Origin of the sequence: Enterobacter sp. JH25 (assembly GCF_021725435.1) — a bacterium.
Lineage (GTDB): Bacteria > Pseudomonadota > Gammaproteobacteria > Enterobacterales > Enterobacteriaceae > Enterobacter > Enterobacter intestinihominis.
On the sequence record NZ_CP091319.1, the window covers coordinates 4,132,224 to 4,157,526 of the forward strand.

15 protein-coding genes are annotated in these 25,303 nt (G+C 57.0%); 10 read left to right on the forward strand and 5 right to left on the reverse strand.

Going from position 1 to position 25,303, the window contains the following annotated elements; translation table 11 throughout:
- Window positions 1-48: 48 nt before the first annotated feature.
- The 3 genes from arcB to lptF form a co-directional block, all read right to left on the reverse strand.
- Window positions 49-2,382 (reverse strand): aerobic respiration two-component sensor histidine kinase ArcB, encoded by a 2,334-nt coding sequence (gene arcB / locus L2Y28_RS19905; protein ID WP_022649533.1) that lies wholly within the window; start codon window positions 2,380-2,382, stop codon window positions 49-51.
- A gap of 137 nt (window positions 2,383-2,519) precedes the next feature.
- Window positions 2,520-3,602 carry an LPS export ABC transporter permease LptG gene (gene lptG / locus L2Y28_RS19910; protein ID WP_022649534.1) on the reverse strand — a complete coding sequence of 361 codons (1,083 nt, stop codon included), beginning with the start codon at window positions 3,600-3,602 and terminating at the stop codon, window positions 2,520-2,522.
- Window positions 3,602-4,702, reverse strand: coding sequence for an LPS export ABC transporter permease LptF (lptF, locus tag L2Y28_RS19915; protein ID WP_023307066.1), 1,101 nt, complete (start codon window positions 4,700-4,702; stop codon window positions 3,602-3,604). Before lptF ends, lptG begins: the two co-directional genes overlap by 1 nt.
- A 265-nt stretch (window positions 4,703-4,967) precedes the next feature.
- Here lptF and pepA point away from each other — a divergent pair, with 265 nt between their 5' ends.
- The 5 genes from pepA (at window position 4,968) to L2Y28_RS19940 (ending at window position 11,626) form a co-directional block, all read left to right on the forward strand.
- The gene (gene pepA / locus L2Y28_RS19920) at window positions 4,968-6,479 is read left to right on the forward strand and encodes a leucyl aminopeptidase (RefSeq protein ID WP_003861882.1); all 1,512 of its coding nucleotides are present in this window, start codon (window positions 4,968-4,970) and stop codon (window positions 6,477-6,479) included.
- Window positions 6,480-6,597: 118 nt separating this feature from the next.
- On the forward strand, window positions 6,598-7,041 hold the full coding sequence (holC, locus tag L2Y28_RS19925; RefSeq protein WP_003861884.1) for a DNA polymerase III subunit chi: 444 nt from the start codon (window positions 6,598-6,600) through the stop codon (window positions 7,039-7,041).
- Window positions 7,041-9,896, forward strand: a complete 2,856-nt coding sequence (locus tag L2Y28_RS19930) for a valine--tRNA ligase (protein ID WP_022649536.1) — start codon at window positions 7,041-7,043, stop codon at window positions 9,894-9,896. Before holC ends, L2Y28_RS19930 begins: the two co-directional genes overlap by 1 nt.
- 123 nt (window positions 9,897-10,019) lie before the next feature.
- The gene (locus tag L2Y28_RS19935; RefSeq protein ID WP_022649537.1) at window positions 10,020-10,523 is read left to right on the forward strand and encodes a GNAT family N-acetyltransferase; all 504 of its coding nucleotides are present in this window, start codon (window positions 10,020-10,022) and stop codon (window positions 10,521-10,523) included.
- Between the two features lie 83 nt (window positions 10,524-10,606).
- Window positions 10,607-11,626, forward strand: a complete 1,020-nt coding sequence (locus L2Y28_RS19940) for an NAD(P)-dependent alcohol dehydrogenase (protein WP_022649538.1) — start codon at window positions 10,607-10,609, stop codon at window positions 11,624-11,626.
- 43 nt (window positions 11,627-11,669) lie between these two features.
- Here L2Y28_RS19940 and L2Y28_RS19945 read toward each other — a convergent pair whose 3' ends face one another.
- The gene (locus L2Y28_RS19945; RefSeq protein WP_022649539.1) at window positions 11,670-13,310 is read right to left on the reverse strand and encodes a dihydroxyacetone kinase subunit DhaK; all 1,641 of its coding nucleotides are present in this window, start codon (window positions 13,308-13,310) and stop codon (window positions 11,670-11,672) included.
- A gap of 137 nt (window positions 13,311-13,447) precedes the next feature.
- On the opposite strand from L2Y28_RS19945, the gene L2Y28_RS19950 reads away from it, so the two are divergent.
- A complete protein-coding gene (locus tag L2Y28_RS19950) occupies window positions 13,448-14,950 on the forward strand; it encodes a helicase HerA-like C-terminal domain-containing protein (RefSeq protein ID WP_022649540.1) in 1,503 nt (500 codons plus the stop codon).
- On the opposite strand, the gene L2Y28_RS19955 is transcribed toward L2Y28_RS19950, so the two are convergent.
- Window positions 14,930-15,871: a TIGR01212 family radical SAM protein gene (locus L2Y28_RS19955; protein ID WP_096147825.1), complete on the reverse strand. Its 942-nt coding sequence runs from the start codon at window positions 15,869-15,871 to the stop codon at window positions 14,930-14,932. The genes L2Y28_RS19950 and L2Y28_RS19955 overlap by 21 nt on opposite strands.
- A gap of 687 nt (window positions 15,872-16,558) precedes the next feature.
- Here L2Y28_RS19955 and gltB point away from each other — a divergent pair.
- The 4 genes from gltB to L2Y28_RS19975 all read left to right on the forward strand — a co-directional run bounded on the left by gltB (window position 16,559) and on the right by L2Y28_RS19975 (window position 25,155).
- On the forward strand, window positions 16,559-21,019 hold the full coding sequence (gene gltB / locus L2Y28_RS19960) for a glutamate synthase large subunit (RefSeq protein WP_022649542.1): 4,461 nt from the start codon (window positions 16,559-16,561) through the stop codon (window positions 21,017-21,019).
- A gap of 9 nt (window positions 21,020-21,028) precedes the next feature.
- The gene (locus L2Y28_RS19965; RefSeq protein ID WP_022649543.1) at window positions 21,029-22,447 is read left to right on the forward strand and encodes a glutamate synthase small subunit; all 1,419 of its coding nucleotides are present in this window, start codon (window positions 21,029-21,031) and stop codon (window positions 22,445-22,447) included.
- Window positions 22,448-22,634: 187 nt separating this feature from the next.
- Window positions 22,635-23,885 carry a cytosine permease gene (gene codB / locus L2Y28_RS19970; RefSeq protein WP_022649544.1) on the forward strand — a complete coding sequence of 417 codons (1,251 nt, stop codon included), beginning with the start codon at window positions 22,635-22,637 and terminating at the stop codon, window positions 23,883-23,885.
- Window positions 23,875-25,155: a cytosine deaminase gene (locus L2Y28_RS19975; protein WP_022649545.1), complete on the forward strand. Its 1,281-nt coding sequence runs from the start codon at window positions 23,875-23,877 to the stop codon at window positions 25,153-25,155. The genes codB and L2Y28_RS19975 overlap by 11 nt, the downstream gene beginning before the upstream one ends.
- Window positions 25,156-25,303 lie beyond the last annotated feature (148 nt).

Below are 25,303 nucleotides of genomic sequence, written 5' to 3' on the forward strand. Positions count from 1 at the left end.
ATTTCCCTGGTGTTGGCGCAGTATTCGCGCACCCCGGTATAGCCGGGGTCATTTTTTTCGGGATTCTACCCAGGCTTTCAGCACTGCAACATCGTTTTGCCACTCTTGTTTCATCTCTTCAACCCAATCACCTACGTTATCTTCCCAGGCAGGTAAATCAGGCGACTGAATCTGTTGGCCCAGTTGCTGGAGATGGCGTAACCCGACTGAACCAGCTGCGCCTTTGATTTTATGTCCCTCCTCGACGATGCCCTTCTGGTCACGCGCCGTCAGGTTGGATTCGAGCACGTTCAGATAGCCCGGCATCATTTTTTCGAACACGGCCAGGCCATCGGTGATCAGTTTGGGTCCCACCAGATCGATATACTGCTCCAGCATGGCGGTATCCAGTATCGTTTGGGTTTTAGCGCTATCAACAGACGTCATGGTGCTCTCCTCTTCATCACAGGTATCCCAGAACTTCTTGATCATCGCCGTCAGGGCAGGTACTGCCAGCGGCTTGCTGAGCACATCGTCCATACCGGCCTCGAGGTACTCTTTTTTATCTTTCAACACGTTTGCGGTCAACGCAACCAGCGGCGGCAGCTCGTCAGGAGCATATTTGTGCGTCAGCTCGCGGGAGATATCCAGCCCGGTCATGTCCGGTAGCTGAATATCGAGCAGCACCAGGTCGTACTCGCCCGGCGTGAACATCTCCAGCGCGGCTTTGCCGGTCATCGCGACATCCACGCTGTTACCGAGTTTTTCCAGTACCGACCGGGCGACAATGACGTTCAGCTCAATATCTTCAACCAGCAGGACGTGCAGGACTGGAAGCGGCATATCGTCGTTCTCAAACGTATCTTCCACTTCTTCAGCAACAGCAGGGGCGTGGACGGTAAGCGTAAAGGTGGAGCCTTTACCCGGCTGGCTGGCAACGGTGATATCCCCACCCATACTTTTCGCCAGACGTTTCGACACCGCCAGGCCAATGCCCGTGCCGGTCGCCGGTTTACCGCCGTGGCTGTCTTTAACCTGATAATACATGGCGAAGATCTTATCCTGCTCATCCTGAGGAATGCCGATACCCGAGTCCTCAACTTCAAAGTGCAGCATGTCCCCCTCATCATAGCGAATGCGCACCGCAACCTGTCCCTTCTGGGTAAACTTCACGGCGTTGCTGATGAGATTCCACAGGATCTGACGCAGACGCGTGCCGTCCGTCACCACTTTATGCGGCAGCGGCAGCGTCGGTTCCATCACGAAGCTCAATCCTTTCTGCTGGGCCTGCAAACCTGACAGGTTCTCCAGGTCCGCGAGGAAGCCGGTAAAATCAACCGGCTGGTTGTCGAGCTGAACCTTACGGCGCTCCATCTTATCCATGTCGATAATATCATTGAAGATATTGCCCAGCGTGACCGCCGAAACGTGGATCGTTTTGAGGTATTTTTCCTGCTCGCTGGTCAAGTCGGTATCCAGCAGAATACGGCTCAGCCCCACGATACCGTTTAGCGGCGTACGAAGCTCATGGCTGATGGTGGAGATGAAGGTGGTCTTGTCACGACTGGCGCGCTCCAGCGCATCCTGATATCGCTTACGCTCGGTGATATCACGGCCAAAGCCCATCAGACCATGACGTTTGCCCACCCGATCGTAATAAGGCACTTTGCGGATTTCAAAGCAGGCTTTGCGCCCGTCGGGATAATCCAGCCACTGCTCATAGGTCAACGAGACGTTATGGCGGAAGACCTTTTCATCCGTCTCCATCACTTTTGCCGCCGCCTCTTCGGAATAGACATCCTGAGGTTTCAGGTGTATCAACTGCTTTTCGCTTTTCCCGGTCAACAGTTCCATGGCCCGGTTACAGCCGGAGAACTCTTTATCTTCATTACGGTAGAACACCAGATCCGGCGACGCATCGAGGAACGAGCGCAGGAAAGAGGATTGCTGTTCAAGCTGGATCTGCGTGACCTCACGCTCTTTCATCTCAATTTTCAGCTGCTCCAGCGTGGTCTGACGCTCGGCTTCCGCCTTCTCACGGTCTGAAATTTCCTGATTCAGCTGGGCAATGTTGTCCTTGAGCTGAACGTTGAGTTTAAGATCGCGCTCGCGCATCTCTTCCAGCTTATCCACCAGTTTCGATAAACGCTGTCGGGACTCTTCCAGCTGCTCAACCACCACGGAGAGGAAATAGACCGCCCATGGGGTGATCAGCAGGCCAAAGAAAATAGAGCGGATCACGTCGATGCTCTCGACCTGACCATGCAGAACCATGGTCACGGCCATTTGCACGACGATGGCCAGAACGACCAGCGCCAGCGCCAGCAGCATGGAAAAACGCACCAGCCCGAGCTTCATCATCAGGTCGACGTAGTACTGGGCCAGCATTCGAATTTGCTTCATAGAGGATCCCTTCACGACTTTATCGCTCAATAATACTCAAATTCACGGCGAGGCGTTGAAGGTTGTGAGAAAAAGTGCGGGGTGAAACAGGAGATTAGCCTCGCCCCCGGGCAAGCGGGAGCGAGGAAGAAGGTTTATCAGGAGCGTTTTAGCAGCATCCAGAGGCTGATCAGGAAGAAACTGGCGCTCGGCAACAGCGCGCCGATAATTGGCGGAATGCCATACACCAGCGTCAGCGGACCAAAAATCTGATCGAGGACGTAGAACACGAAGCCAAAGCTGATACCGGTTACCACGCGAACCCCCATCGGCACGCTACGTAGCGGTCCAAAGATGAACGACAGCGCCATCAGCATCATCACCGCCACGGACAGCGGCTGGAAGATTTTGCTCCACATGTTGAGCTGGTAACGCCCCGCATCCTGCCCGCTCGATTTCAGATACTTCACGTAGTTATGCAGACCGCTGATGGAGAGCGCATCGGGATCAAGCGCCACGACGCCAAGCTTGTCCGGCGTCAGGTCGGTTTTCCAGGTACCGCTAACGGTCTGCGAACCGGTGATCTGTTTCGGGTTAGTCAGGTCAGATTCATCAACCTGGGATAACCGCCACAGCTTGTTGTTTGCATCAAATTTAGCAGAGGCGGCATAACGCACTGACTGCAAACGACGATCGTTATTGAAAGCATAGATACTCACGCCACCCAGCTCGTCATCCCCTTTCACGCGTTCGATATAGACGAAGTTCTGGCCATCTTTCGCCCATAATCCCTGCTGCGTGGAGAGCAGAGAACCGCCGTACATCGCCTGAGCACGGTAGTTACGCGCCATCTGTTCGCCCTGCGGCGCGACCCATTCGCCGATCGCCATGGTCAGCAGCACCAGCGGGATCGCGGTTTTCATCACCGACAGCGCAACCTGCATACGGGTAAAGCCCGATGCCTGCATCACCACCAGTTCGCTACGCTGAGCCAGCATCCCCAGGCCCAGCAGCGCACCCAGCAGGGCCGCCATCGGGAAGAAGATCTGCACATCTTTTGGTACGCTGAGCAGGGTGTACATCCCGGCGCCCAACGCGTCGTAACTCCCCTGCCCGGCTTTTTTCAGCTGGTCGACAAATTTGATAATGCCCGAGAGCGACACCAGCATGAAAAGGGTCATCATGATGGTGGTAAAAATTGTTTTACCGATATAGCGGTCAAGTACGCCAAACGCCTGCATTAGATGGCTCCTTTACGCGTAAACCGGGCACGAAGACGACGCACAGGCACCGTGTCCCACAAGTTGAGTCCGACTGCCAGCAGCAGATACAAACCATTCACGACCCAGGTCCAGATCATCGGGTCAATTTTTCCTTTCCCGCCGTTAGACTTGATTGAGGTTTGCAGCAGGAAGAACACCAGATACAGCAGCATCGCTGGCAGCATCGACAGCACGCGGCCCTGGCGCGGGTTTACCACGCTCAGCGGCACTACCATCAGCGCCATCATAAATACGGTGAATACCAGCGTGATACGCCAGTGCAGTTCAGCACGCGCACGATCGGTATCAGTATTCATTAAGGTGCGCATATCCATCTGCTCAGTATCCGTTGGATCGAGCGCGACGGCCTGATGACCAATGATGGCCTGGTAGTTCTGGAAATCGGTGATACGGAAGTCACGCAGCATAGCCGTGCCTTCGAAACGCGTTCCTTTGTTCAGCGTGACAACCTGAGAGCCGTCTTTACGCTGCGCCAGCTGACCGGAATCCGCCACTACCACAGAAGGGCGAGCGTTACCTTTCGGGCGCAGTTGAGCAAGAAACACGTCATTGAAGCGGCTGCCATCGACGCTTTCGATAAACAGCACGGAGTTACCGTCGGTCGCCTGCTGGAACTGCCCCTGCGCCAGCGCCGCCAGCCCCGGGTTAGCTTTTGCTTCCGCCAGCACCTCATCCTGATGACGGGACGAGGTCGGCCCCGCCCACATGACGTTAACCGCGGCAACAATGCCCGTAAACAGCGCCAGCACCATGGCTGCCTTTACCAATACGGCCTTACTGAGGCCGCAGGCATGCATCACGGTGATTTCACTTTCGGTATAGAGCTTACCCAGGGTCATCAGCAGACCAAGGAACAGGCTTAACGGCAGGATAAGCTGCGCCATTTCCGGCACGCCAAGCCCGAGCAGGGAAAGCACCAGATTCGTTGGGATTTCGCCATCAACTGCCGCGCCGAGGATCCTGACCAGCTTCTGACAGAAAAAGATCAGAAGGAGGATAAAGAGGATCGCCAGTTGGCTCTTCAGCGTCTCCCGAACCAGATATCTTATGATTATCACTTTAAATACGCCCGTTAAAACTCGTCTTATGCAGGAATTTAGCTTGTTTCATGGCTTAAACGTCATTTATTCTCTTGAGTCGTCGAAATCATCGCTAAGATTAAAAAACCCGGCGGATTCGCGCTTCATGACATTTATTGACGTGTCGAAACCGTAGTAACGTAAGATTAACACGAAGTCACCACAACGGCGGACATGAGTTACGAAAGGTTTCAATTCTATCCGTAGCCGCCGCCGTTGTCTTTAAGATTCAGGAGCGTAGTGCATGGAGTTCAGTGTAAAAAGCGGTAGCCCGGAGAAACAGCGGAGTGCCTGCATCGTTGTGGGCGTCTTTGAACCACGCCGACTCTCCCCGATCGCCGAGCAACTCGATAAAATCAGCGACGGCTATATCAGCGCCCTGCTGCGCCGTGGCGAACTGGAAGGCAAACCAGGGCAGACCCTGTTGCTGCACCACGTTCCAAACGTCCTGTCCGAGCGTATTCTGCTGATTGGCTGCGGTAAAGAACGTGAGCTTGATGAGCGCCAGTACAAGCAGGTTATTCAGAAAACCATTAATACACTGAATGATACTGGTTCGATGGAAGCCGTCTGCTTCCTCACGGAGCTGCACGTTAAGGGCCGCAACACGTACTGGAAAGTACGCCAGGCCGTCGAAACCGCAAAAGAGAGCCTCTACAGCTTTGATCAGTTGAAGACCACCAAAAGCGAGCCGCGTCGCCCGCTGCGTAAAATGGTCTTTAACGTGCCGACCCGTCGCGAGCTGACCAGCGGCGAGCGCGCCATTCAGCACGGTCTGGCGATTGCTGCCGGTATTAAAGCGGCAAAAGATCTTGGCAATATGCCGCCAAACATCTGTAACGCCGCGTACCTGGCGTCACAGGCGCGCCAGCTGGCTGACGCCTACAGCAAGAACGTCATCACCCGCGTTATCGGCGAACAGCAGATGAAAGAGCTGGGGATGCACTCTTATCTGGCGGTCGGTAACGGCTCCCAGAACGAATCCCTGATGTCGGTCATCGAATACAAAGGCAATCCGTCTGAAGACGCGCGTCCGATCGTGCTCGTTGGCAAAGGGCTGACCTTCGACTCCGGCGGTATCTCCATCAAGCCTTCAGAAGGCATGGATGAGATGAAGTACGACATGTGTGGCGCGGCGGCGGTTTACGGCGTCATGCGCATGGTCGCGGAACTTCAGTTGCCCATCAACGTGATCGGCGTGCTGGCGGGCTGCGAAAACATGCCTGGCGGCCGCGCTTATCGCCCGGGTGATGTGCTGACTACCATGTCCGGCCAGACCGTTGAAGTGCTGAACACCGACGCCGAAGGCCGTCTGGTGCTGTGCGACGTGCTGACCTACGTTGAGCGTTTCGAACCTGAAGCGGTTATCGACGTAGCTACCCTGACCGGCGCCTGCGTGATTGCGCTGGGGCATCACATCACCGGCCTGATGTCGAACCACAATCCGCTGGCGCATGAGCTGATCGGCGCGTCCGAGCAGGCTGGCGACCGCGCATGGCGTCTGCCGCTGGGGGACGAGTTCCAGGAACAGCTGGAGTCTAACTTCGCGGACATGGCGAACATTGGTGGCCGTCCTGGCGGCGCAATTACCGCAGGCTGCTTCCTGGCGCGCTTCACCCGCAAGTACAACTGGGCGCACCTGGACATCGCGGGGACCGCATGGCGCTCCGGTAAAGCCAAAGGCGCGACCGGACGTCCGGTGGCCCTGCTGTCGCAGTTCCTGCTCAATCGCGCGGGTTTTAACGGCGACGAGTGATGAAAAACGCCGGGTGGCGGCTTCGCCTTACCCGGCCTACAACGTCACTCAACCGTAGGCCGGGTAAGCGTAGCGCCACCCGGCTTTGCATTTAAATCCACGACAAGAAACCCCATATATGAAGAATGCAACGTTCTACCTTCTGGACAATGACACCCATCAGGATGGCCTCAGCGCCGTTGAACAACTGGTGTGTGAAATTGCCGCAGAACGTTGGCGCGCAGGTAAACGCGTCCTGATTGCCTGTGAAGATGAGCAGCAGGCGATTCGTCTGGATGAAGCGCTATGGGCGCGCCCGCCGGAGAGTTTTGTTCCGCATAACCTGTCGGGCGAAGGTCCACGCGGCGGGGCACCGGTGGAGATTGCCTGGCCGCAAAAACGCAACAGCAGCGCGCGCGACATTCTCATTAGCCTGCGGACAGACTTTGCAGATTTTGCCACCGCTTTCACAGAAGTGGTAGACTTTGTCCCTTACGAAGAATCTTTGAAACAGCTGGCGCGCGAACGCTACAAAGCGTACCGCCTGGCCGGTTTTAACCTGAATACGGCAACCTGGAAATAATGGAAAAGACATATAACCCACGCGATATCGAACAGCCGCTTTACGAGCACTGGGAACAGCAGGGCTATTTCAAGCCTAACGGCGACGAAAGCAAAGAGTCCTTCTGCATCATGATCCCGCCGCCGAACGTCACCGGCAGTTTGCATATGGGGCATGCTTTCCAGCAGACCATCATGGATACCATGATCCGCTACCAGCGTATGCAGGGTAAAAACACCCTGTGGCAGGCGGGGACTGACCACGCGGGTATCGCGACCCAGATGGTGGTTGAGCGTAAAATTGCCGCTGAAGAGGGTAAAACCCGCCACGACTACGGTCGCGACGCGTTTATCGACAAAATCTGGCAGTGGAAAGCGGAATCCGGCGGCACTATTACCCGTCAGATGCGCCGTCTCGGCAACTCCGTGGACTGGGAGCGTGAGCGCTTCACCATGGACGAAGGCCTGTCCAACGCCGTGAAAGAAGTCTTCGTGCGCCTGTACAAAGAAGACCTGATTTACCGTGGCAAACGCCTGGTCAACTGGGACCCGAAACTGCGTACCGCCATCTCTGACCTGGAAGTGGAAAACCGCGAGTCTAAAGGCTCCATGTGGCACATCCGCTATCCGCTGGCCGACGGTGCAAAAACCGCAGACGGTAAAGATTACCTGGTGGTGGCGACCACCCGTCCGGAAACCCTGCTGGGCGATACCGGCGTGGCCGTTAACCCGGAAGATCCGCGCTATAAAGATCTGATCGGCAAATTTGTGGTGCTGCCGCTGGTGAACCGCCGTATTCCGATTGTGGGCGACGAACACGCCGACATGGAAAAAGGCACCGGCTGCGTGAAAATCACCCCGGCGCATGACTTTAACGACTATGAAGTCGGTCGTCGCCATCAACTTCCGATGATCAACATTCTGACCTTCGACGGCGATATCCGCGAAAGCGCAGAAGTGTACGACACCAAAGGCAACGAATCCGACGTTTATTCCAGCGACATCCCGGCTGAGTTCCAGAAGCTGGAGCGCTTTGCCGCGCGTAAAGCCGTCGTAGCCGCCGTTGACGCGCTCGGCCTGCTGGAAGAGATTAAACCTCACGATCTGACCGTGCCGTACGGCGACCGTGGCGGCGTAGTTATCGAGCCAATGCTGACCGATCAGTGGTACGTGCGTGCCGACGTGCTGGCGAAACCGGCTGTGGAAGCGGTTGAGAACGGCAGCATTCAGTTCGTGCCGAAGCAGTACGAAAACATGTACTTCTCCTGGATGCGCGATATTCAGGACTGGTGTATCTCCCGTCAGCTGTGGTGGGGTCACCGTATCCCGGCGTGGTACGACAATGAAGGCAACGTCTACGTTGGCCGCACCGAAGAGGAAGTGCGTCAGGAAAACAACCTGAGCGCTGACGTGGCCCTGCGCCAGGACGAAGACGTGCTGGATACCTGGTTCTCCTCCGCGCTGTGGACCTTCTCTACCCTCGGCTGGCCTGAAAACACCGACGCGCTGCGTCAGTTCCATCCTACCAGCGTGATGGTCTCCGGCTTCGACATCATCTTCTTCTGGATCGCCCGCATGATCATGATGACCATGCACTTCATCAAAGACGAAGATGGCAAGCCGCAGGTTCCGTTCCATACCGTCTACATGACCGGCCTGATCCGCGACGACGAAGGCCAGAAGATGTCCAAATCCAAGGGTAACGTTATCGACCCGCTGGACATGGTTGATGGTATCTCTCTGGAAGAGCTGCTGGAAAAACGTACCGGCAACATGATGCAGCCGCAGCTGGCGGAGAAAATCCGCAAGCGTACCGAGAAGCAGTTCCCGAACGGGATCGAATCTCACGGTACCGACGCCCTGCGCTTCACCCTGGCGGCGCTGGCCTCCACCGGTCGTGACATCAACTGGGATATGAAGCGTCTCGAAGGTTACCGTAACTTCTGTAACAAGCTGTGGAACGCCAGCCGCTTCGTGCTGATGAACACCGAAGATCAGGATTGCGGCTTTAACGGCGGCGAAATGACCCTGTCTCTGGCAGACCGCTGGATCCTGGCGGAATTTAACCAGACGGTGAAATCGTTCCGCGACGCGCTGGACAGCTACCGCTTCGACATCGCGGCAGGCATCCTGTACGAATTCACCTGGAACCAGTTCTGTGACTGGTATCTGGAGCTGGCGAAGCCGGTCATGAACGGCGGCACTGAGGCGGAGCTGCGCGGTACGCGTAATACGCTGATTACCGTCCTGGAAGGTCTGCTGCGCCTTGCGCACCCGATCATTCCGTTCATCACCGAAACCATCTGGCAGCGCGTGAAGGTGATTGCCGGTATTAACGCCGATACCATCATGCTCCAGCCGTTCCCGGCATTCGATGCCGCGAAAGTGGATGAAGCCGCGTCTGCGGATACCGAGTGGCTGAAACAGGCGATCGTTGCGGTACGTAACATTCGTGCAGAAATGAATATCGCTCCGGGTAAACCACTGGAGCTGCTGCTGCGCGGTTGCAGCGAAGCTGCCGTTCGTCGCGTCACCGAGAACAACACCTTCCTGAAAACCATGGCGCGTCTGGAAAGCATCACCGTGCTGCCTGCCGATGATAAAGGTCCGGTTTCCGTCACCAAAATTATCGATGGCGCGGAGCTGTTGATCCCGATGGCGGGCCTGATCGACAAAGACGCTGAGCTGGCTCGTCTGGCGAAAGAAGTGGCGAAAGTCGACGTGGAAATCGGCAAAATCGAAAGCAAACTGGCGAACGAAGGCTTTGTGGCCCGCGCGCCGGAAGCGGTCATCGCCAAAGAGCGTGAGCGTCTGGTTGCCTTCGCCGATGCGAAGACCAAACTGATCGAGCAGCAGGCGGTTATCGCAGCCCTGTAATGCTTTTACCCCTTACGCTTCAGGGCGTAAGGGGTATCCTTCCTGAAAACTCCTCGCTTGCACTCCCCTTTCTGCGGTGCTATTAACAGCGGTTGTGTGTCAATTTTTGTCATGAGTAATGCTATGAGCGTGATTACCCCCGTCGCGACGACAATGCGTCGGATCACTGAGCAGGACAACCCGGCTATCGCCGCCGTTATCCGCACGGTATCGGCCGAATATGGCCTGACCGCCGACAAAGGCTACACCGTGGCCGATCCCAATCTGGACGAACTTTTTCAGCTGTACAACCAGCCGGGCCATGCCTATTGGGTCATCGAGCAGGACGGCCAGGTCGTGGGCGGCGGCGGCATTGCCCCCCTGCTCTGCAGCGAGCCGGATATCTGTGAACTCCAGAAAATGTATTTCCTGCCAACGATACGCGGACAAGGCCTGGCGAAAAAGCTGGCGCTGGTCGCCCTGGAACATGCACGCTCACAGGGCTTTAAACGTTGCTACCTTGAAACCACCGCTTTCCTTAAAGAGGCCATTGGCCTGTATGAGCATCTGGGCTTTGAGCATATCGATGCCCCACTGGGCTGCACGGGCCACGTGGACTGCGAAGTCAGGATGCTGAAAAGTCTGTAAGTTTTGTTCCTGCCGTCTTCTGTTAAGCGTCTGTAAACTGAATGCTCTACACTCACAGTTCACACCAAAACAGGGGAAACGCGATGTCGAAGATAAAAAGCTACGCCGCACCGCAGGCGGGTGCAGAACTTGAGCTGTACGAGTACGATGCGGGCGAACTAAAAGCGGAAGACGTCGAAGTACAGGTGGATTACTGCGGGATCTGCCATTCAGACCTCTCGATGATCGACAATGAATGGGGCTTTTCCAGCTATCCGCTGGTTGCCGGGCACGAAGTCATTGGCCGCGTCGTGGCGCTCGGCAGCGCCGCGCAGGACAAAGGGCTGAAAGTGGGCCAGCGCGTGGGTATCGGCTGGACGGCACGCAGCTGCGGCCACTGCGACGCCTGTATTAGCGGTAACCAGATCAACTGCCTTGAGGGCGCTACGCCGACCATCCTGAACAAGGGTGGTTTCGCCGATAAACTACGCGCCGACTGGCAATGGGTTATCCCGCTGCCGGACAGCATTGATATTGAATCAGCAGGTCCGCTGCTGTGTGGCGGTATCACCGTATTTAAACCGCTGCTGATGCATCACGTAACTGCCACCAGCCGCGTGGGCGTGATCGGTATTGGCGGGCTGGGGCATATTGCCATCAAACTGCTGCACGCGATGGGCTGTGAAGTGACGGCGTTCAGCTCTAACCCGGCGAAAGAGCAGGAAGTGCTGGCGATGGGTGCGGATAAAGTGGTGAACAGTCGCGATCCCGAGGCGCTCACAGCCCTGGCAGGCCAGTTTGACCTGATCATCAACACCGTCAACGTCGATCTCGACTGGCAGCCGTACTTTGAGGCCCTGGCCTACGGCGGTAACTTCCACACCGTGGGTGCGGTGATGAAGCCGCTGCCGGTTCCGGCGTTTACCCTGATCGGCGGCGATCGCAGCGTATCCGGATCTGCTACCGGCACGCCATATGAGTTACGCAAGCTGATGAAGTTTGCCGGACGCACAAAAGTGGCGCCGACCACCGAACTGTATCCGATGTCAAAAATCAACGAAGCAATCCAGCACGTGCGCGACGGTAAAGCCCGCTACCGCGTAGTGTTGAAAGCGGATTTCTGATGTGAGTTTGCCGGGTGGCGGCTTCGCCTGACCCGGCCTACTTTCACTGCTGCGCCAATACGTTAAATACTTCCGCTACCGCGACCGCTCCCGGATCCATCACCCCATCCAGGTTCTCTTTATTGACATACGACGAGCGTCCCGCGCCGGCTTTCGCCATTTTTGCCGTTGCTTCGGCGCCCTGCTGCGCAGCCTGCGCCGCCGTCCGCAGATCGCTATCCCTTAACGCCTCCAGCGCCGGTTGCAGGGCGTCGATCAGCGTGCGATCCCCAAGATCTGCACCGCCATACTGCTTCATCTGCGCCAGTCCGCTCAACAATGCTTCTGGTAGCGGCTGTCCATCGTGAAGCTTTTGTCCTGCCGCCGTGAAGAAGATCGACGTCAGCACCCCGCTCGACCCGCCCATTACCGTAGCCAGCCGCTCCCCCACCAGCAGGAGTAATGTCGGCACGTCGTTAAGGGGCAGGTTGTTCTCCTCAAGTCGCTGCGCAATATCCCGCGCCCCTTGCGCAAAGGTGGAGCCCGTATCGCCATCGCCTACTTTGGCATCCAGCGCGTTGAGGCGGTTTTCCAGCTGGATCAATGTCTTCGTTACCGAAGCGACGGCCTCGCTCACCTGCGGATTGTCCGATGGGGTATATTCCACGCGGTCACGAAGGGCGCTATGGGGGACGGTACGCAGGGGCGCGAACGCGACGGGCTTCTGCCAGCCCAGCGTCTCGACCTCGGCGTGAATCGCCTTCTCGAAGAAATCGTTGAGCTTCAGCAGCGTCAGAGAAAACCCTTTCATATCCAGCGCACTCACCAGCGGCGCCGGGCCAATCAGATACGCTATGTTCTCTTTCAGCGCCGAATGCGCCAGCTCTTTGGTGAGCAGAGCCATCTCCAGCGCTGACACGCCGCCGAGGTTGTTGATCAGCACCGCAAAGCGCCCGTCCCCCGCCTGCGCGCGTAACGGCGTCACCAGCGTGTCGATAATGGCTTTGCTGTTTTGCGTATCCACCACCGATGCCCCCGGCTCGCCGTGAATGCCCAAACCCAGCTCGACATGGCCTTGTTTTATGCGCCCCTCTTCATCATCGCTGCCCGGCAGGTTGCACGTTTGCATCGCCACGCCCAGGCTCCAGAGGTTATCGCAGGCCTGTTGCGCTATATCCCGCACGTCGTTTAGCGATTTCCCCTGCTCTGCCGCATATCCCGCAATCTTATGCACCAGCGCCGTTCCCGCGATACCACGCGGCTGCTTGTTATCCGGCAGGGCAATATCATCCGCGACGATAACCATCTCCACCTTCAGGCCGTAGCGTTTGGCTTTTTCCGCCGCCAGGCCAAAGTTAAGCCGGTCGCCGGTGTAGTTTTTCACAATCAGCAGGCAGCCACGATCGCCCGTCACCGCCACAATGGCATTGAGGACCGCATCCACGCTTGGGGAGGCGAACAAATCGCCACACACCGCTGCGGTAAGCATGCCTTTACCGACGAACCCGGCATGTGCCGGTTCATGGCCGGAGCCGCCACCGGAGATCACCGCCACGCGGCTTTTATCCCAGTCGCCGCGTGCCACCACGCGGATGGCCGGATCGATATCCAGTTTGACGAGATTACCGTGCGGCGCGGAGAGAAGTATGCCTTCAATGGCATCGTTGACAAGCTGTTTGCGGTCGTTAAAAAAGAATCTGGACATAGTTTCCCAAAATTTTGTTTACCGTATGCAAAAGCATAGTCCGCACTGGATAATGCGCCGCAAAGTGAGGAATTTACGCAGACATTTTGCCGTCAGGTTGCCTATACTCCACCCAGGACTACGAGAGGACGTGCATCATGAGTACACCATTGTTAATCGCCAGGACGCTGGAAAAAGAGCTGTTTTTACTGCCCGCGATGGCGAACCGTCATGGCCTGATCACCGGCGCGACCGGGACGGGAAAAACCGTCACCCTGCAAAAGCTGGCTGAGTCGTTGTCCGAGGCTGGCGTGCCGGTTTTTATGGCTGACGTGAAGGGCGATTTAACCGGGGTGGCTCAGGAAGGCACGGCGTCAGAAAAACTGCTCGAGCGCCTGAAAAATATCGGCATCACGGACTGGACGCCGCACGGTAATCCAGTGGTGGTCTGGGATATCTTCGGCGAAAAAGGGCATCCGGTGCGCGCCACCGTCTCCGACCTCGGCCCTTTGCTGCTGGCCCGTCTGCTTAATCTTAACGACGTGCAGTCCGGGGTGCTGAACATTATTTTCCGTATCGCCGACGATCAGGGCTTACTGCTGCTCGACTTCAAAGATCTGCGCGCCATCACCCAGTACATTGGCGATAACGCCAAATCCTTCCAGAACCAGTACGGCAATATCAGCAGCGCCTCGGTGGGCGCCATTCAACGCGGGCTCCTGACGCTGGAGCAACAGGGCGCCGAGCATTTCTTCGGCGAGCCAATGCTGGATATCAAAGACTGGATGCGCACCGACAGCAGCGGCAAAGGCATCATCAACATTCTGAGCGCAGAGAAGCTCTACCAGATGCCGAAGCTCTACGCCGCCAGCCTGCTGTGGATGCTCTCTGAACTCTACGAACAACTGCCGGAAGCAGGCGATCTGGAAAAACCCAAACTGGTGTTCTTCTTTGACGAAGCGCACCTGTTGTTTAACGACGCGCCGCAGGTGTTGCTGGATAAAATTGAACAGGTTATCCGCCTGATCCGCTCCAAAGGCGTCGGGGTCTGGTTTGTGTCGCAAAACCCGTCGGATATTCCGGACAACGTACTGGGGCAACTGGGTAACCGCGTGCAGCACGCCCTGCGCGCCTTTACGCCGAAAGATCAAAAAGCGGTGAAAGCCGCGGCGCAAACCATGCGTGCCAATCCGGCCTTTGATACCGAAACCGCCATTCAGGCGCTGGGCACCGGTGAAGCGCTGATTTCGTTCCTCGATGCAAAAGGCAGCCCGACAGTTGTCGAGCGCGCGATGGTGATTGCGCCCTGCTCGCGCATGGGGCCAGTAACGGACGATGAACGCAACGGCCTGATCAACCACTCCCCGGTGTACGGGAAGTATGAAGACGAGGTGGATCGCGAATCCGCGTTCGAGATGCTACAAAAAGGGGTGCAGGCGACTGCCGAATCGCAGAATGCGCCTGCCGCCAAAGGGCAATCTGTAGCCGTGGACGACGGCATTCTCGGCGGGCTGAAAGATATTCTGTTCGGCAGCACCGGGCCGCGCGGCGGCAAACGCGATGGCGTGGTGCAGACCATGGCAAAAAGCGCGACGCGTCAGATTACCAACCAGATAGTGCGCGGCATGCTGGGAAGTCTGTTAGGCGGCCGTCGCCGGTAGCGGTGGAACCCACGGGCGGCCAAGCGCCGACCCCTGTACGCCGTTCTCCTGTAGATAGCGGTCGATTTCCAGCATCCCCGTCCAGCGGTTCTCACACCAGAGCGGTGCCAGAAGCGTTGGGCGGCGGGCGCTTGCCGAGATGCGGTGGTAAACAATCTCCGGCGGCGTGTGGCGAATCATCTCCCCCGCCGTCACCGTATAGTCGTCGAGTTCGATGCCACTTAACCGCCCCGCTTCCCAGGCTTTCGCCATAATGCTTCCCGTAACGATATGCAGCGGGTGCAGCTTAATGCCGTCCACGCCGGTCTCAACAACTTTTTCCAGCGTTTCAAGGCCATGCTGCTGCCCTTCTCCCGGCAAGCCGACAATCAGATGCGAGCAGACTTTTAAACCACGCTCGCGGGCGAGACGCGTGGTGCGCTGGTAGCAGGCAAAATCATGCCCGCGATTGATACGGTGCAGGGTTTTGTCGTGCGCGGTCTGCAAGCCCAGCTCCAGCCAGATCTCGTAGCCCTTCTCTTTGTACTCGCTAAGTAAATCCAGCACGGCGTCCGGCACGCAGTCCGGACGCGTCCCCACGCACAGCCCGACAATGTTCGCTTGAGCAACCGCCTGTTGATACATAGCGCGCAGCACCTGCACCTCCGCCCACGTGCTGGTGTAGGCCTGGAAATAGGCCAGATATTGCTTCGCGCGGTTCACCAGACTCGCCTGATGGGCGAGTTGTTCAGCGATAGATTTATGCTGTTGAGCTTCATCAGCAAACGAGGCCACGTTACAGAAGGTGCAGCCACCACGCCCGATGGTGCCATCGCGGTTCGGACAGCTAAAGCCGCCGTGCAGCGTCAGTTTGTGAACCTTTTGTCCGTAGCGCTGCAAAAGATCCCCACCAAACATATTGACTAATTTCTGTAACTGCATAATCTGATAGACCGTCCCGAAGAAAGGGGACAAGCCTGCCATTTTTAGCCTCTGTCGGCGATGACCTGGATCAATCGCCCTGGACGGCCTTTATCTATTTGAATAAATAATCACGATTACCGAGATTTCATTCACCCTGCACGTAATTACTTTTCCTTATGTTCTGATGGTTTTTTTCATTTATAGCGCCAGGTCTGAAAAATAGTGATTTTATGCGGGTTTGAATGCCACCCCAGATTATTATTCTGCTATAAATCTGCATTTCAGCACGCTGCATTGATAATACCGCTTTCATATAGTGAGTCAGATCACACTCCCCTGCACCTTCCCGGCGCTTTAAGTGGTTGTAAAAATAGTGAAATAATCAATAAAAACAACAATATGAGCACTCTTTAGCACATTTTTGTATAAATAAGATTGCCATTTGACCTGTGTACCAATTCCCGATAAGTTGGAAATCCGCTGGAAGCTTTCTGGATGAGCGGCCTGCTCATCATATTTATGCAGTAATTGAGATTCCCTCTGAAGCAAGTCCTCAAACTTGTTTACCTGCGCGAAAGGATGAAAAAGAGGGCGAATGCGAGGTCCGCGTATGAAACGCTAACCCCGTCGCCATGCTCTTTCTGCGCCTGTGCGCCACGGTAAAGTTCAGTGGGAAGCCCGACGAGCCTGGGGAGGTTCACTGATATGTTGTACGATAAATCCCTTGAGAAGGATAACTGTGGTTTCGGCCTGATCGCCCACATAGAAGGCGAACCTAGCCACAAGGTAGTGCGTACTGCTATTCACGCACTGGCCCGTATGCAGCACCGTGGCGCCATCCTTGCCGATGGTAAAACCGGCGACGGTTGCGGTCTGCTGCTGCAAAAACCGGATCGTTTCTTCCGCATCGTGGCGGAAGAGCGCGGCTGGCGTTTAGCTAAAAACTACGCTGTCGGTATGCTGTTCCTGAATCAGGATCCTGAAAAAGCTGCCGCGTCACGCCGCATCGTTGAAGAAGAACTTCAGCGTGAAACCCTGTCGATTGTCGGCTGGCGCGATGTGCCAACCAACGAAGGGGTGCTCGGTGAAATCGCCCTCTCCTCGCTGCCTCGTATTGAACAGATTTTCGTCAACGCGCCTGCGGGCTGGCGTCCGCGTGATATGGAACGCCGTCTGTTTATTGCCCGCCGCCGCATTGAAAAACGTCTTCAGGACGATAAAGAGTTCTACGTCTGTAGCCTCTCTAACCTGGTGAACATCTATAAAGGTCTGTGCATGCCGGCTGACCTGCCGCGCTTCTACCTGGACCTGGCGGATCTGCGTCTGGAATCGGCCATTTGCCTGTTCCACCAGCGCTTCTCCACCAACACCGTTCCACGCTGGCCGCTGGCTCAGCCGTTCCGCTACCTGGCGCACAACGGTGAGATCAACACCATCACCGGTAACCGCCAGTGGGCCCGCGCCCGTACCTATAAGTTCCAGACCCCGCTGATCCCGGACCTGCACGATGCCGCGCCGTTCGTGAACGAAACCGGCTCGGACTCCAGCTCAATGGATAACATGCTGGAACTGCTGCTGGCGGGCGGTATGGATATCGTACGCGCCATGCGTCTGCTTGTACCGCCGGCCTGGCAGAACAACCCGGATATGGACCCTGAGCTGCGCGCGTTCTTTGACTTTAACTCCATGCACATGGAGCCGTGGGATGGCCCGGCAGGCATCGTTATGTCCGACGGACGTTTTGCCGCCTGTAACCTGGACCGTAACGGTCTGCGTCCGGCGCGCTATGTCATTACCAAAGACAAGCTCATCACCTGTGCCTCAGAAGTGGGTATCTGGGATTACCAGCCAGACGAAGTGGTCGAGAAAGGCCGCGTCGGACCGGGCGAGCTGATGGTGATTGACACCCGCGGTGGGCGTATTCTGCACTCTGCTGAAACCGACAACGATCTGAAGAGCCGCCATCCGTACAAAGAGTGGATGGAGAAAAACGTGCGTCGTCTGGTGCCGTTTGAAGATCTGTCGGACGAAGAAGTGGGTAGCCGCGAGCTGGACGATGACACCCTCGCGAGCTTCCAGAAGCAGTTTAACTACAGCGCGGAAGAGCTGGACTCGGTTATTCGCGTGCTCGGCGAAAACGGCCAGGAAGCGGTCGGCTCAATGGGTGACGATACCCCGTTTGCTGTGCTCTCCAGCCAGCCACGCATTATTTACGACTATTTCCGTCAGCAGTTTGCGCAGGTCACCAACCCGCCAATCGATCCGCTGCGCGAAGCCCACGTCATGTCGCTGGCCACCAGCATCGGCCGTGAGATGAACGTATTCTGTGAAGCCGAAGGCCAGGCGCACCGTCTGACCTTTAAATCACCGATCCTGCTGTACTCCGATTTCAAACAGCTCACCACCATGACCGAGGAGCACTATCGCGCCGACACGCTCGATATCACCTTCGACGTGACCGAAACGAGCCTCGAAGAGACGGTGAACGCGCTGTGCGACAAAGCCGAACAGATGGTGCGTAACGGCACCGTTCTGCTGGTGCTGTCTGACCGCAACATCGCGAAAAACCGTCTGCCGGTGCCTGCACCCATGGCGGTGGGGGCTATCCAGACGCGTCTGGTGGACAAGAGCCTGCGCTGCGATGCCAACATCATCGTTGAAACTGCGAGCGCGCGCGACCCGCACCACTTTGCGGTGCTGTTAGGCTTTGGCGCCACGGCGATCTACCCGTATCTGGCCTACGAAACGCTGGCCCGCCTGGTGGATACCCGCGCGATCGATAAAGACTACCGTGCTGTGATGCTGAACTACCGTAACGGCATCAACAAAGGTCTGTACAAGATCATGTCCAAAATGGGCATCTCGACCATCGCCTCTTACCGCTGCTCGAAGCTGTTTGAAGCGGTCGGTCTGCATGACGACGTTGCCAACCTCTGCTTCCAGGGCGTGATCAGCCGTATTGGTGGCGCAGGCTTTGCTGACTTCCAGCAGGATCTGGTGAACCTGTCGAAACGCGCCTGGCTGGCACGTAAGCCGCTGGAACAGGGCGGTCTGCTGAAATACGTTCACGGGGGTGAGTATCACGCTTATAACCCGGACGTGGTGCGCACACTGCAACAGGCGGTGCAAAGCGGCGAGTACAGCGATTATCAGCAGTATGCTGAGCTGGTGAACAACCGTCCGGCGGCGACGCTGCGCGATCTCATTGCCCTCAATCCGGGTGAGGAAGCGGTCAGCATTGACGAGGTTGAACCCGCATCTGAGCTGTTCAAACGTTTCGATACCGCGGCGATGTCCATCGGCGCGCTGAGCCCGGAAGCCCACGAAGCGCTGGCGGAAGCCATGAACAGCATCGGCGGCAACTCCAACTCCGGCGAAGGCGGTGAAGATCCTGCCCGTTACGGCACCAATAAAGTGTCCCGTATCAAGCAGGTAGCGTCCGGCCGTTTCGGCGTAACGCCTGCGTACCTGGTTAACGCCGACGTGATCCAGATTAAGGTCGCGCAGGGTGCGAAACCGGGTGAAGGCGGTCAGCTGCCGGGTGATAAAGTCACCCCGTACATCGCTAAGCTTCGCTACTCGGTGCCGGGCGTGACGCTGATCTCCCCGCCGCCGCACCACGATATTTACTCTATCGAGGATCTGGCGCAGCTGATTTTCGACCTGAAACAGGTCAACCCGAAAGCGATGATCTCCGTGAAGCTGGTTTCCGAGCCGGGCGTTGGCACCATCGCCACCGGCGTGGCGAAAGCCTATGCGGATCTGATCACCATCGCCGGCTACGACGGCGGCACCGGCGCAAGCCCGCTCTCCTCCGTAAAATACGCGGGTTGTCCGTGGGAGCTTGGTCTGGTGGAAACCCAGCAGGCGCTGGTCGCCAACGGCCTGCGTCACAAAATCCGTTTGCAGGTAGACGGCGGGCTGAAAACCGGCCTCGACATCATCAAAGCGGCGATTCTGGGTGCGGAAAGCTTCGGCTTCGGTACCGGCCCGATGGTTGCGCTCGGCTGTAAATACCTGCGTATTTGCCACCTGAACAACTGCGCAACGGGCGTTGCTACCCAGGACGAAAAGCTGCGTAAGAATCACTATCACGGCCTCCCGTTCAAAGTGACTAACTACTTTGACTTCATCGCCCGTGAAACCCGCGAGCTGATGGCGCAGCTGGGCGTGAAGCGTCTGGTGGATCTGATTGGCCGTACCGACCTGCTGAAAGAGCTTGAGGGCTTCACGGCCAAGCAGCAGAAGCTGGAGCTGTCTAAGCTGCTGGAAACCGCTCAGCCGCATCCTGGCAAAGCGGTTTACTGCACCGAGAACAACCCGCCGTTCGACAACGGCGTGCTGAACGCGCAGCTGCTGCAACAGGCGAAGCCGTACGTGGATGAGAAGCAGAGCAAAACGTTCTGGTTTGATATCCGCAACACCGATCGTTCCGTGGGTGCATCCCTCTCCGGTTACATCGCGCAAACGCACGGTGACCAGGGCCTGGCGTCGGATCCGATTACCGCGCACTTCAGCGGTACCGCGGGTCAGAGCTTCGGTGTGTGGAACGCGGGCGGCGTTGAGTTATACCTGACCGGTGATGCCAACGACTACGTCGGAAAAGGCATGGCGGGCGGTCTGCTGGCGGTGCGTCCTCCGGTTGGTTCAGCCTTCCGCAGCCATGAAGCAAGCATCATCGGCAATACCTGTCTGTACGGTGCAACCGGCGGTCGTCTGTTTGCCGCGGGCCGTGCGGGCGAGCGTTTTGCGGTGCGTAACTCCGGTGCCATCACCGTGGTGGAAGGCATCGGCGATAACGGCTGTGAATACATGACGGGCGGAATTGTGTGCGTCCTGGGTAAAACCGGCGTGAACTTTGGCGCGGGCATGACGGGCGGTTTTGCCTACGTCCTGGATGAAGACGGTGAGTTCCGCAAACGCGTGAACCCGGAACTGGTGGAAGTGCTGGACGTTGATACGCTGGCCATCCACGAAGAACACCTGCGCGGCTTAATTACCGAACACGTGCAGCATACCGGTTCTTCGCGCGGCGAAGAGATCCTGGCCAACTGGCCGGCGTTCTCTGCGAAATTTGCGCTGGTTAAGCCGAAGTCCAGCGATGTTAAAGCCCTGTTGGGTCACCGTAGTCGTAGCGCAGCAGAGCTGCGCGTGCAGGCGCAGTAAGGAATTCAGATGAGCCAGAACGTTTACCAGTTTATCGACCTTCAGCGTGTTGATCCGCCAAAGAAACCGCTGAAGATCCGTAAAATTGAATTTGTTGAAATCTACGAGCCGTTTTCAGAAGGCCAGGCCAAAGCACAGGCAGACCGCTGCCTGTCCTGCGGTAACCCTTACTGCGAATGGAAGTGTCCGGTCCATAACTACATCCCGAACTGGCTGAAGCTGGCCAACGAAGGGCGTATTTTTGAAGCCGCCGAGCTGTCTCATCAGACCAACACTCTGCCGGAAGTGTGCGGCCGCGTGTGCCCTCAGGATCGTCTGTGTGAAGGCTCCTGTACGCTGAACGACGAGTTTGGCGCGGTGACCATCGGCAACATCGAACGTTATATCAACGATAAAGCGTTCGAAATGGGCTGGCGTCCGGATATGACCGGCGTGCGTCAAACCGACAAGCGCGTGGCGATTATCGGCGCGGGCCCGGCAGGCCTGGCCTGTGCGGACGTGCTGACCCGTAACGGCGTGAAGGCGGTGGTCTTTGATCGCCACCCTGAGATTGGCGGCCTGCTGACCTTCGGTATCCCGGCCTTCAAGCTGGAGAAAGAGGTGATGACCCGCCGCCGCGAAATCTTCACCGGCATGGGCATTGAGTTCAAACTGAACGTGGAAGTGGGCAGTGACGTGCAGCTCGACGACCTGCTGAAGGATTACGACGCCGTGTTCCTGGGCGTGGGTACTTATCAGTCCATGCGCGGTGGCCTGGAGAACGAAGATGCGCCGGGCGTGTACGACGCGCTGCCGTTCCTGATTGCCAACACCAGGCAGATCATGGGCTACGGTGAGACCGCCGATGAGCCGTTCGTCAGCATGGAAGGCAAACGCGTGGTGGTGCTGGGCGGCGGTGATACCGCGATGGACTGCGTGCGTACCTCCATTCGTCAGAACGCGGCGCACGTCATCTGCGCCTACCGTCGTGACGAAGAGAACATGCCGGGCTCTAAGCGCGAAGTGAAAAACGCGCGTGAAGAGGGCGTGGAGTTCCAGTTCAACATCCAGCCTCTGGGTATTGAGGTGAATGCCAACGGTAGAGTGAGCGGCGTGAAGATGGCGCGCACGGAGATGGGCGCGCCGGATGCGAAAGGCCGTCGTCGCGCGGAGATCGTGGCCGGTTCTGAACACGTGATCCCGGCTGACGCCGTGGTGATGGCGTTTGGTTTCCGTCCTCACAGCATGGAGTGGCTGGCGAAGCACAGCGTAGAGCTGGACTCTCAGGGCCGCATAATTGCGCCGGAAGGCAGCGACAACGCGTTCCAGACCAGCAACCCGAAAATCTTCGCCGGTGGCGACATCGTTCGCGGCTCTGACCTGGTGGTGACGGCGATTGCCGAAGGCCGTAAAGCGGCTGACGGGATCATGAACTTCCTGGAAGTGTAAGCCCCTCTGACTCCCCGGCAGAAGCATAAAGCGGAACGCTGGGGAGCCTGTTTTCAGTAGCCTGCCCTTAAGTTAATGATACCTTTTTAAGCAAAAAAGCAGCGTAGATCCTGACGTAAACGTTTGCTTTCATGAAAAAAATGTATATTATGCGGCGGATTTTTTGGCCAAAATTCAAGGAGGCGTTGTGTCGCAAGATAACAATTATAGCCAGGGCCCCGTCCCTCTGGCGGCGCGGAAAGGCGTGGTTCCACTCACTTTTGTGATGTTAGGGTTAACCTTTTTTTCCGCCAGTATGTGGACCGGAGGTACGCTCGGTACCGGTCTTTCCTATAATGATTTCTTCCTCGCAGTTCTCTTCGGCAATCTCCTCCTCGGTATTTACACTGCTTTTCTTGGCTACATTGGCGCACAAACCGGCCTCTCAACCCATCTTCTTGCGCGTTACTCGTTCGGTATAAAAGGTTCCTGGCTTCCCTCCATGCTTTTAGGCGGTACGCAGGTAGGATGGTTTGGCGTCGGCGTAGCGATGTTTGCCATCCCGGTGAGTAAAGCCACGGGCATCGACGTCAATATCCTGATCGCGGTATCCGGTCTGTTGATGACCATGACCATCTTCTTTGGTATCTCAGCGCTGACGATTCTTTCGATCATCGCCGTTCCCGCGATAGTTATCCTCGGTAGCTACTCCGTCTGGCTGGCGGTGGACGGCGTGGGCGGGCTGGATCATTTTAAAGCGATGGTGCCACAGACCCCGCTCAATTTTTCAGGCGCGCTGGCGCTGGTCGTCGGCTCCTTCATCAGCGCCGGAACGCTGACCGCCGACTTCGTCCGCTTTGGGCGTAACGCGAAAGGCGCCGTGGTGGTGGCAATGGTGGCGTTTTTCCTTGGCAACTCGCTGATGTTTATCTTCGGTGCGGCAGGCGCCGCGGCAGTTGGACAGGCGGATATCTCGGACGTGATGATCGCTCAGGGGCTACTGCTGCCCGCCATTATCGTTCTCGGCCTGAACATCTGGACAACCAACGACAACGCGCTCTATGCGTCGGGTCTGGGCTTTGCCAACGTGACCGGCCTTTCCAGCCGCACGCTGTCGGTGGTTAACGGTATTATCGGCACGCTCTGCGCGCTGTGGCTGTACAATAACTTTGTCGGCTGGCTCACCTTTCTGTCGGCGGCGATCCCTCCCGTCGGTGGGGTGATTATCGCCGACTATCTGATCAACCGCCGCCGCTACGCCAGCTTCCATAGCGCTACCTTTGTGCCGGTCAACTGGGTAGCCATTCTTTCGGTCGCGCTCGGCGTGGCTGCCGGGAATATTATTCCCGGTATAGTGCCGGTGAATGCGGTCCTCGGCGGCGTATTCAGCTACCTTCTGTTAACCCCCTTAGTCAGACGTACCTTTGCTACCGCCCCGGAGGCTCCACATGCAGAATAATACCCTCACCATTCGTCAGGCCCGTTTACAGGGGCAAGAGGGGTTATGGCAGATCGCAATTGAAAACGGGCGCTTTAGCCGTATTGAACCGCAGGACGCGGCATCGTCACCTGTGGGCCAGGTGCTTGATGCTGAAGGCGGGCTGATCATTCCCCCTTTCGTTGAGCCGCATATCCATCTGGATACCACTCAAACGGCTGGTGAACCGAGCTGGAACCAGTCTGGTACCTTATTCGAGGGGATTGAGCGCTGGGCTGAACGTAAGGCGCTGCTCACCCACGAAGATGTTAAGACCCGCGCAATGCAGACGCTGAAGTGGCAGATGGCCAACGGCATTCAGCATGTGCGTACTCACGTTGACGTCTCCGATCCCACGCTGACGGCGCTGAAAGCGATGCTGGAAGTGAAGCAGGAGGTCGCCCCGTGGGTCGATCTGCAAATCGTGGCGTTCCCCCAGGAGGGCATTCTTTCTTATCCCAACGGTGAAGCGTTGCTGGAAGAGGCGGTGCGTATGGGGGCGGACGTTATTGGCGCAATTCCGCACTTTGAATTTACCCGCGAGTATGGTGTGGAGTCGTTGCACAAAACCTTCGCACTGGCGCAGAAGTACGACAGGCTGATCGACGTACACTGCGACGAAATCGATGATGAACAGTCGCGCTTCGTGGAAACCGTCGCCGCGCTGGCGCACCGTGACGGGATGGGCGCGCGCGTTACCGCCAGCCATACCACAGCGATGCACTCCTATAATGGCGCCTACGCGTCCCGCCTGTTTCGTTTGCTGAAAATGTCGGGCATCAACTTCGTCGCCAATCCGCTGGTGAACATCCACCTTCAGGGCCGTTTCGACACCTATCCTAAGCGCCGCGGCGTAACGCGCGTGAAAGAGATGCTGGAGGCGGGGATCAACGTCTGCTTTGGGCATGATGACGTTTTCGATCCGTGGTATCCCCTGGGCACCGCCAATATGTTGCAGGTGCTGCATATGGGTTTACACGTCTGCCAGCTGATGGGGTACGGGCAGATTAACGACGGGCTGAATCTGATCACCACCCACAGCGCGAAAACGCTCCACCTGCAGGACTACGGCGTGAAGGTGGGTAATTCTGCGAACCTGGTTGTTTTACCGGCCGAAAATGGCTTTGATGCGGTTCGTCGCCAGACGCCTGCGCGTTATTCTGTTCGTCACGGGCGGGTTATCGCCGAGACGGTACCCAGCCAGACAACGCTGCATCTGACGCAGCCGGAAGCGGTGACCTTTAAACGGTAATTATCGCTTCAGGAAATCTCATCCGGAGACGTATCAGCCTGTTTACGCTTTATCAGGTCTACAAATCGCAGCCTCTTTGCAGACCTGGTAAGCGCGGCGCCAGTGGTGAACTGGCGCGTCTATTTTCGATATTCTTTTACAGAAAAGA

Coding starts and splice junctions, on each gene's coding strand:
- L2Y28_RS19965 (WP_022649543.1), top strand. CDS start 21,029: ATGAGCCAGAACGTTTACCAGTTTATCGACCTTCAGCGTGTTGATCCG.
- L2Y28_RS19930 (WP_022649536.1), top strand. CDS start 7,041: ATGGAAAAGACATATAACCCACGCGATATCGAACAGCCGCTTTACGAG.
- lptG (WP_022649534.1), bottom strand. CDS start 3,602: ATGCAGGCGTTTGGCGTACTTGACCGCTATATCGGTAAAACAATTTTT.
- L2Y28_RS19945 (WP_022649539.1), bottom strand. CDS start 13,310: ATGTCCAGATTCTTTTTTAACGACCGCAAACAGCTTGTCAACGATGCC.
- arcB (WP_022649533.1), bottom strand. CDS start 2,382: ATGAAGCAAATTCGAATGCTGGCCCAGTACTACGTCGACCTGATGATG.
- L2Y28_RS19940 (WP_022649538.1), top strand. CDS start 10,607: ATGTCGAAGATAAAAAGCTACGCCGCACCGCAGGCGGGTGCAGAACTT.
- L2Y28_RS19935 (WP_022649537.1), top strand. CDS start 10,020: ATGAGCGTGATTACCCCCGTCGCGACGACAATGCGTCGGATCACTGAG.
- pepA (WP_003861882.1), top strand. CDS start 4,968: ATGGAGTTCAGTGTAAAAAGCGGTAGCCCGGAGAAACAGCGGAGTGCC.
- L2Y28_RS19955 (WP_096147825.1), bottom strand. CDS start 15,871: ATGCAGTTACAGAAATTAGTCAATATGTTTGGTGGGGATCTTTTGCAG.
- L2Y28_RS19950 (WP_022649540.1), top strand. CDS start 13,448: ATGAGTACACCATTGTTAATCGCCAGGACGCTGGAAAAAGAGCTGTTT.
- L2Y28_RS19975 (WP_022649545.1), top strand. CDS start 23,875: ATGCAGAATAATACCCTCACCATTCGTCAGGCCCGTTTACAGGGGCAA.
- gltB (WP_022649542.1), top strand. CDS start 16,559: ATGTTGTACGATAAATCCCTTGAGAAGGATAACTGTGGTTTCGGCCTG.
- holC (WP_003861884.1), top strand. CDS start 6,598: ATGAAGAATGCAACGTTCTACCTTCTGGACAATGACACCCATCAGGAT.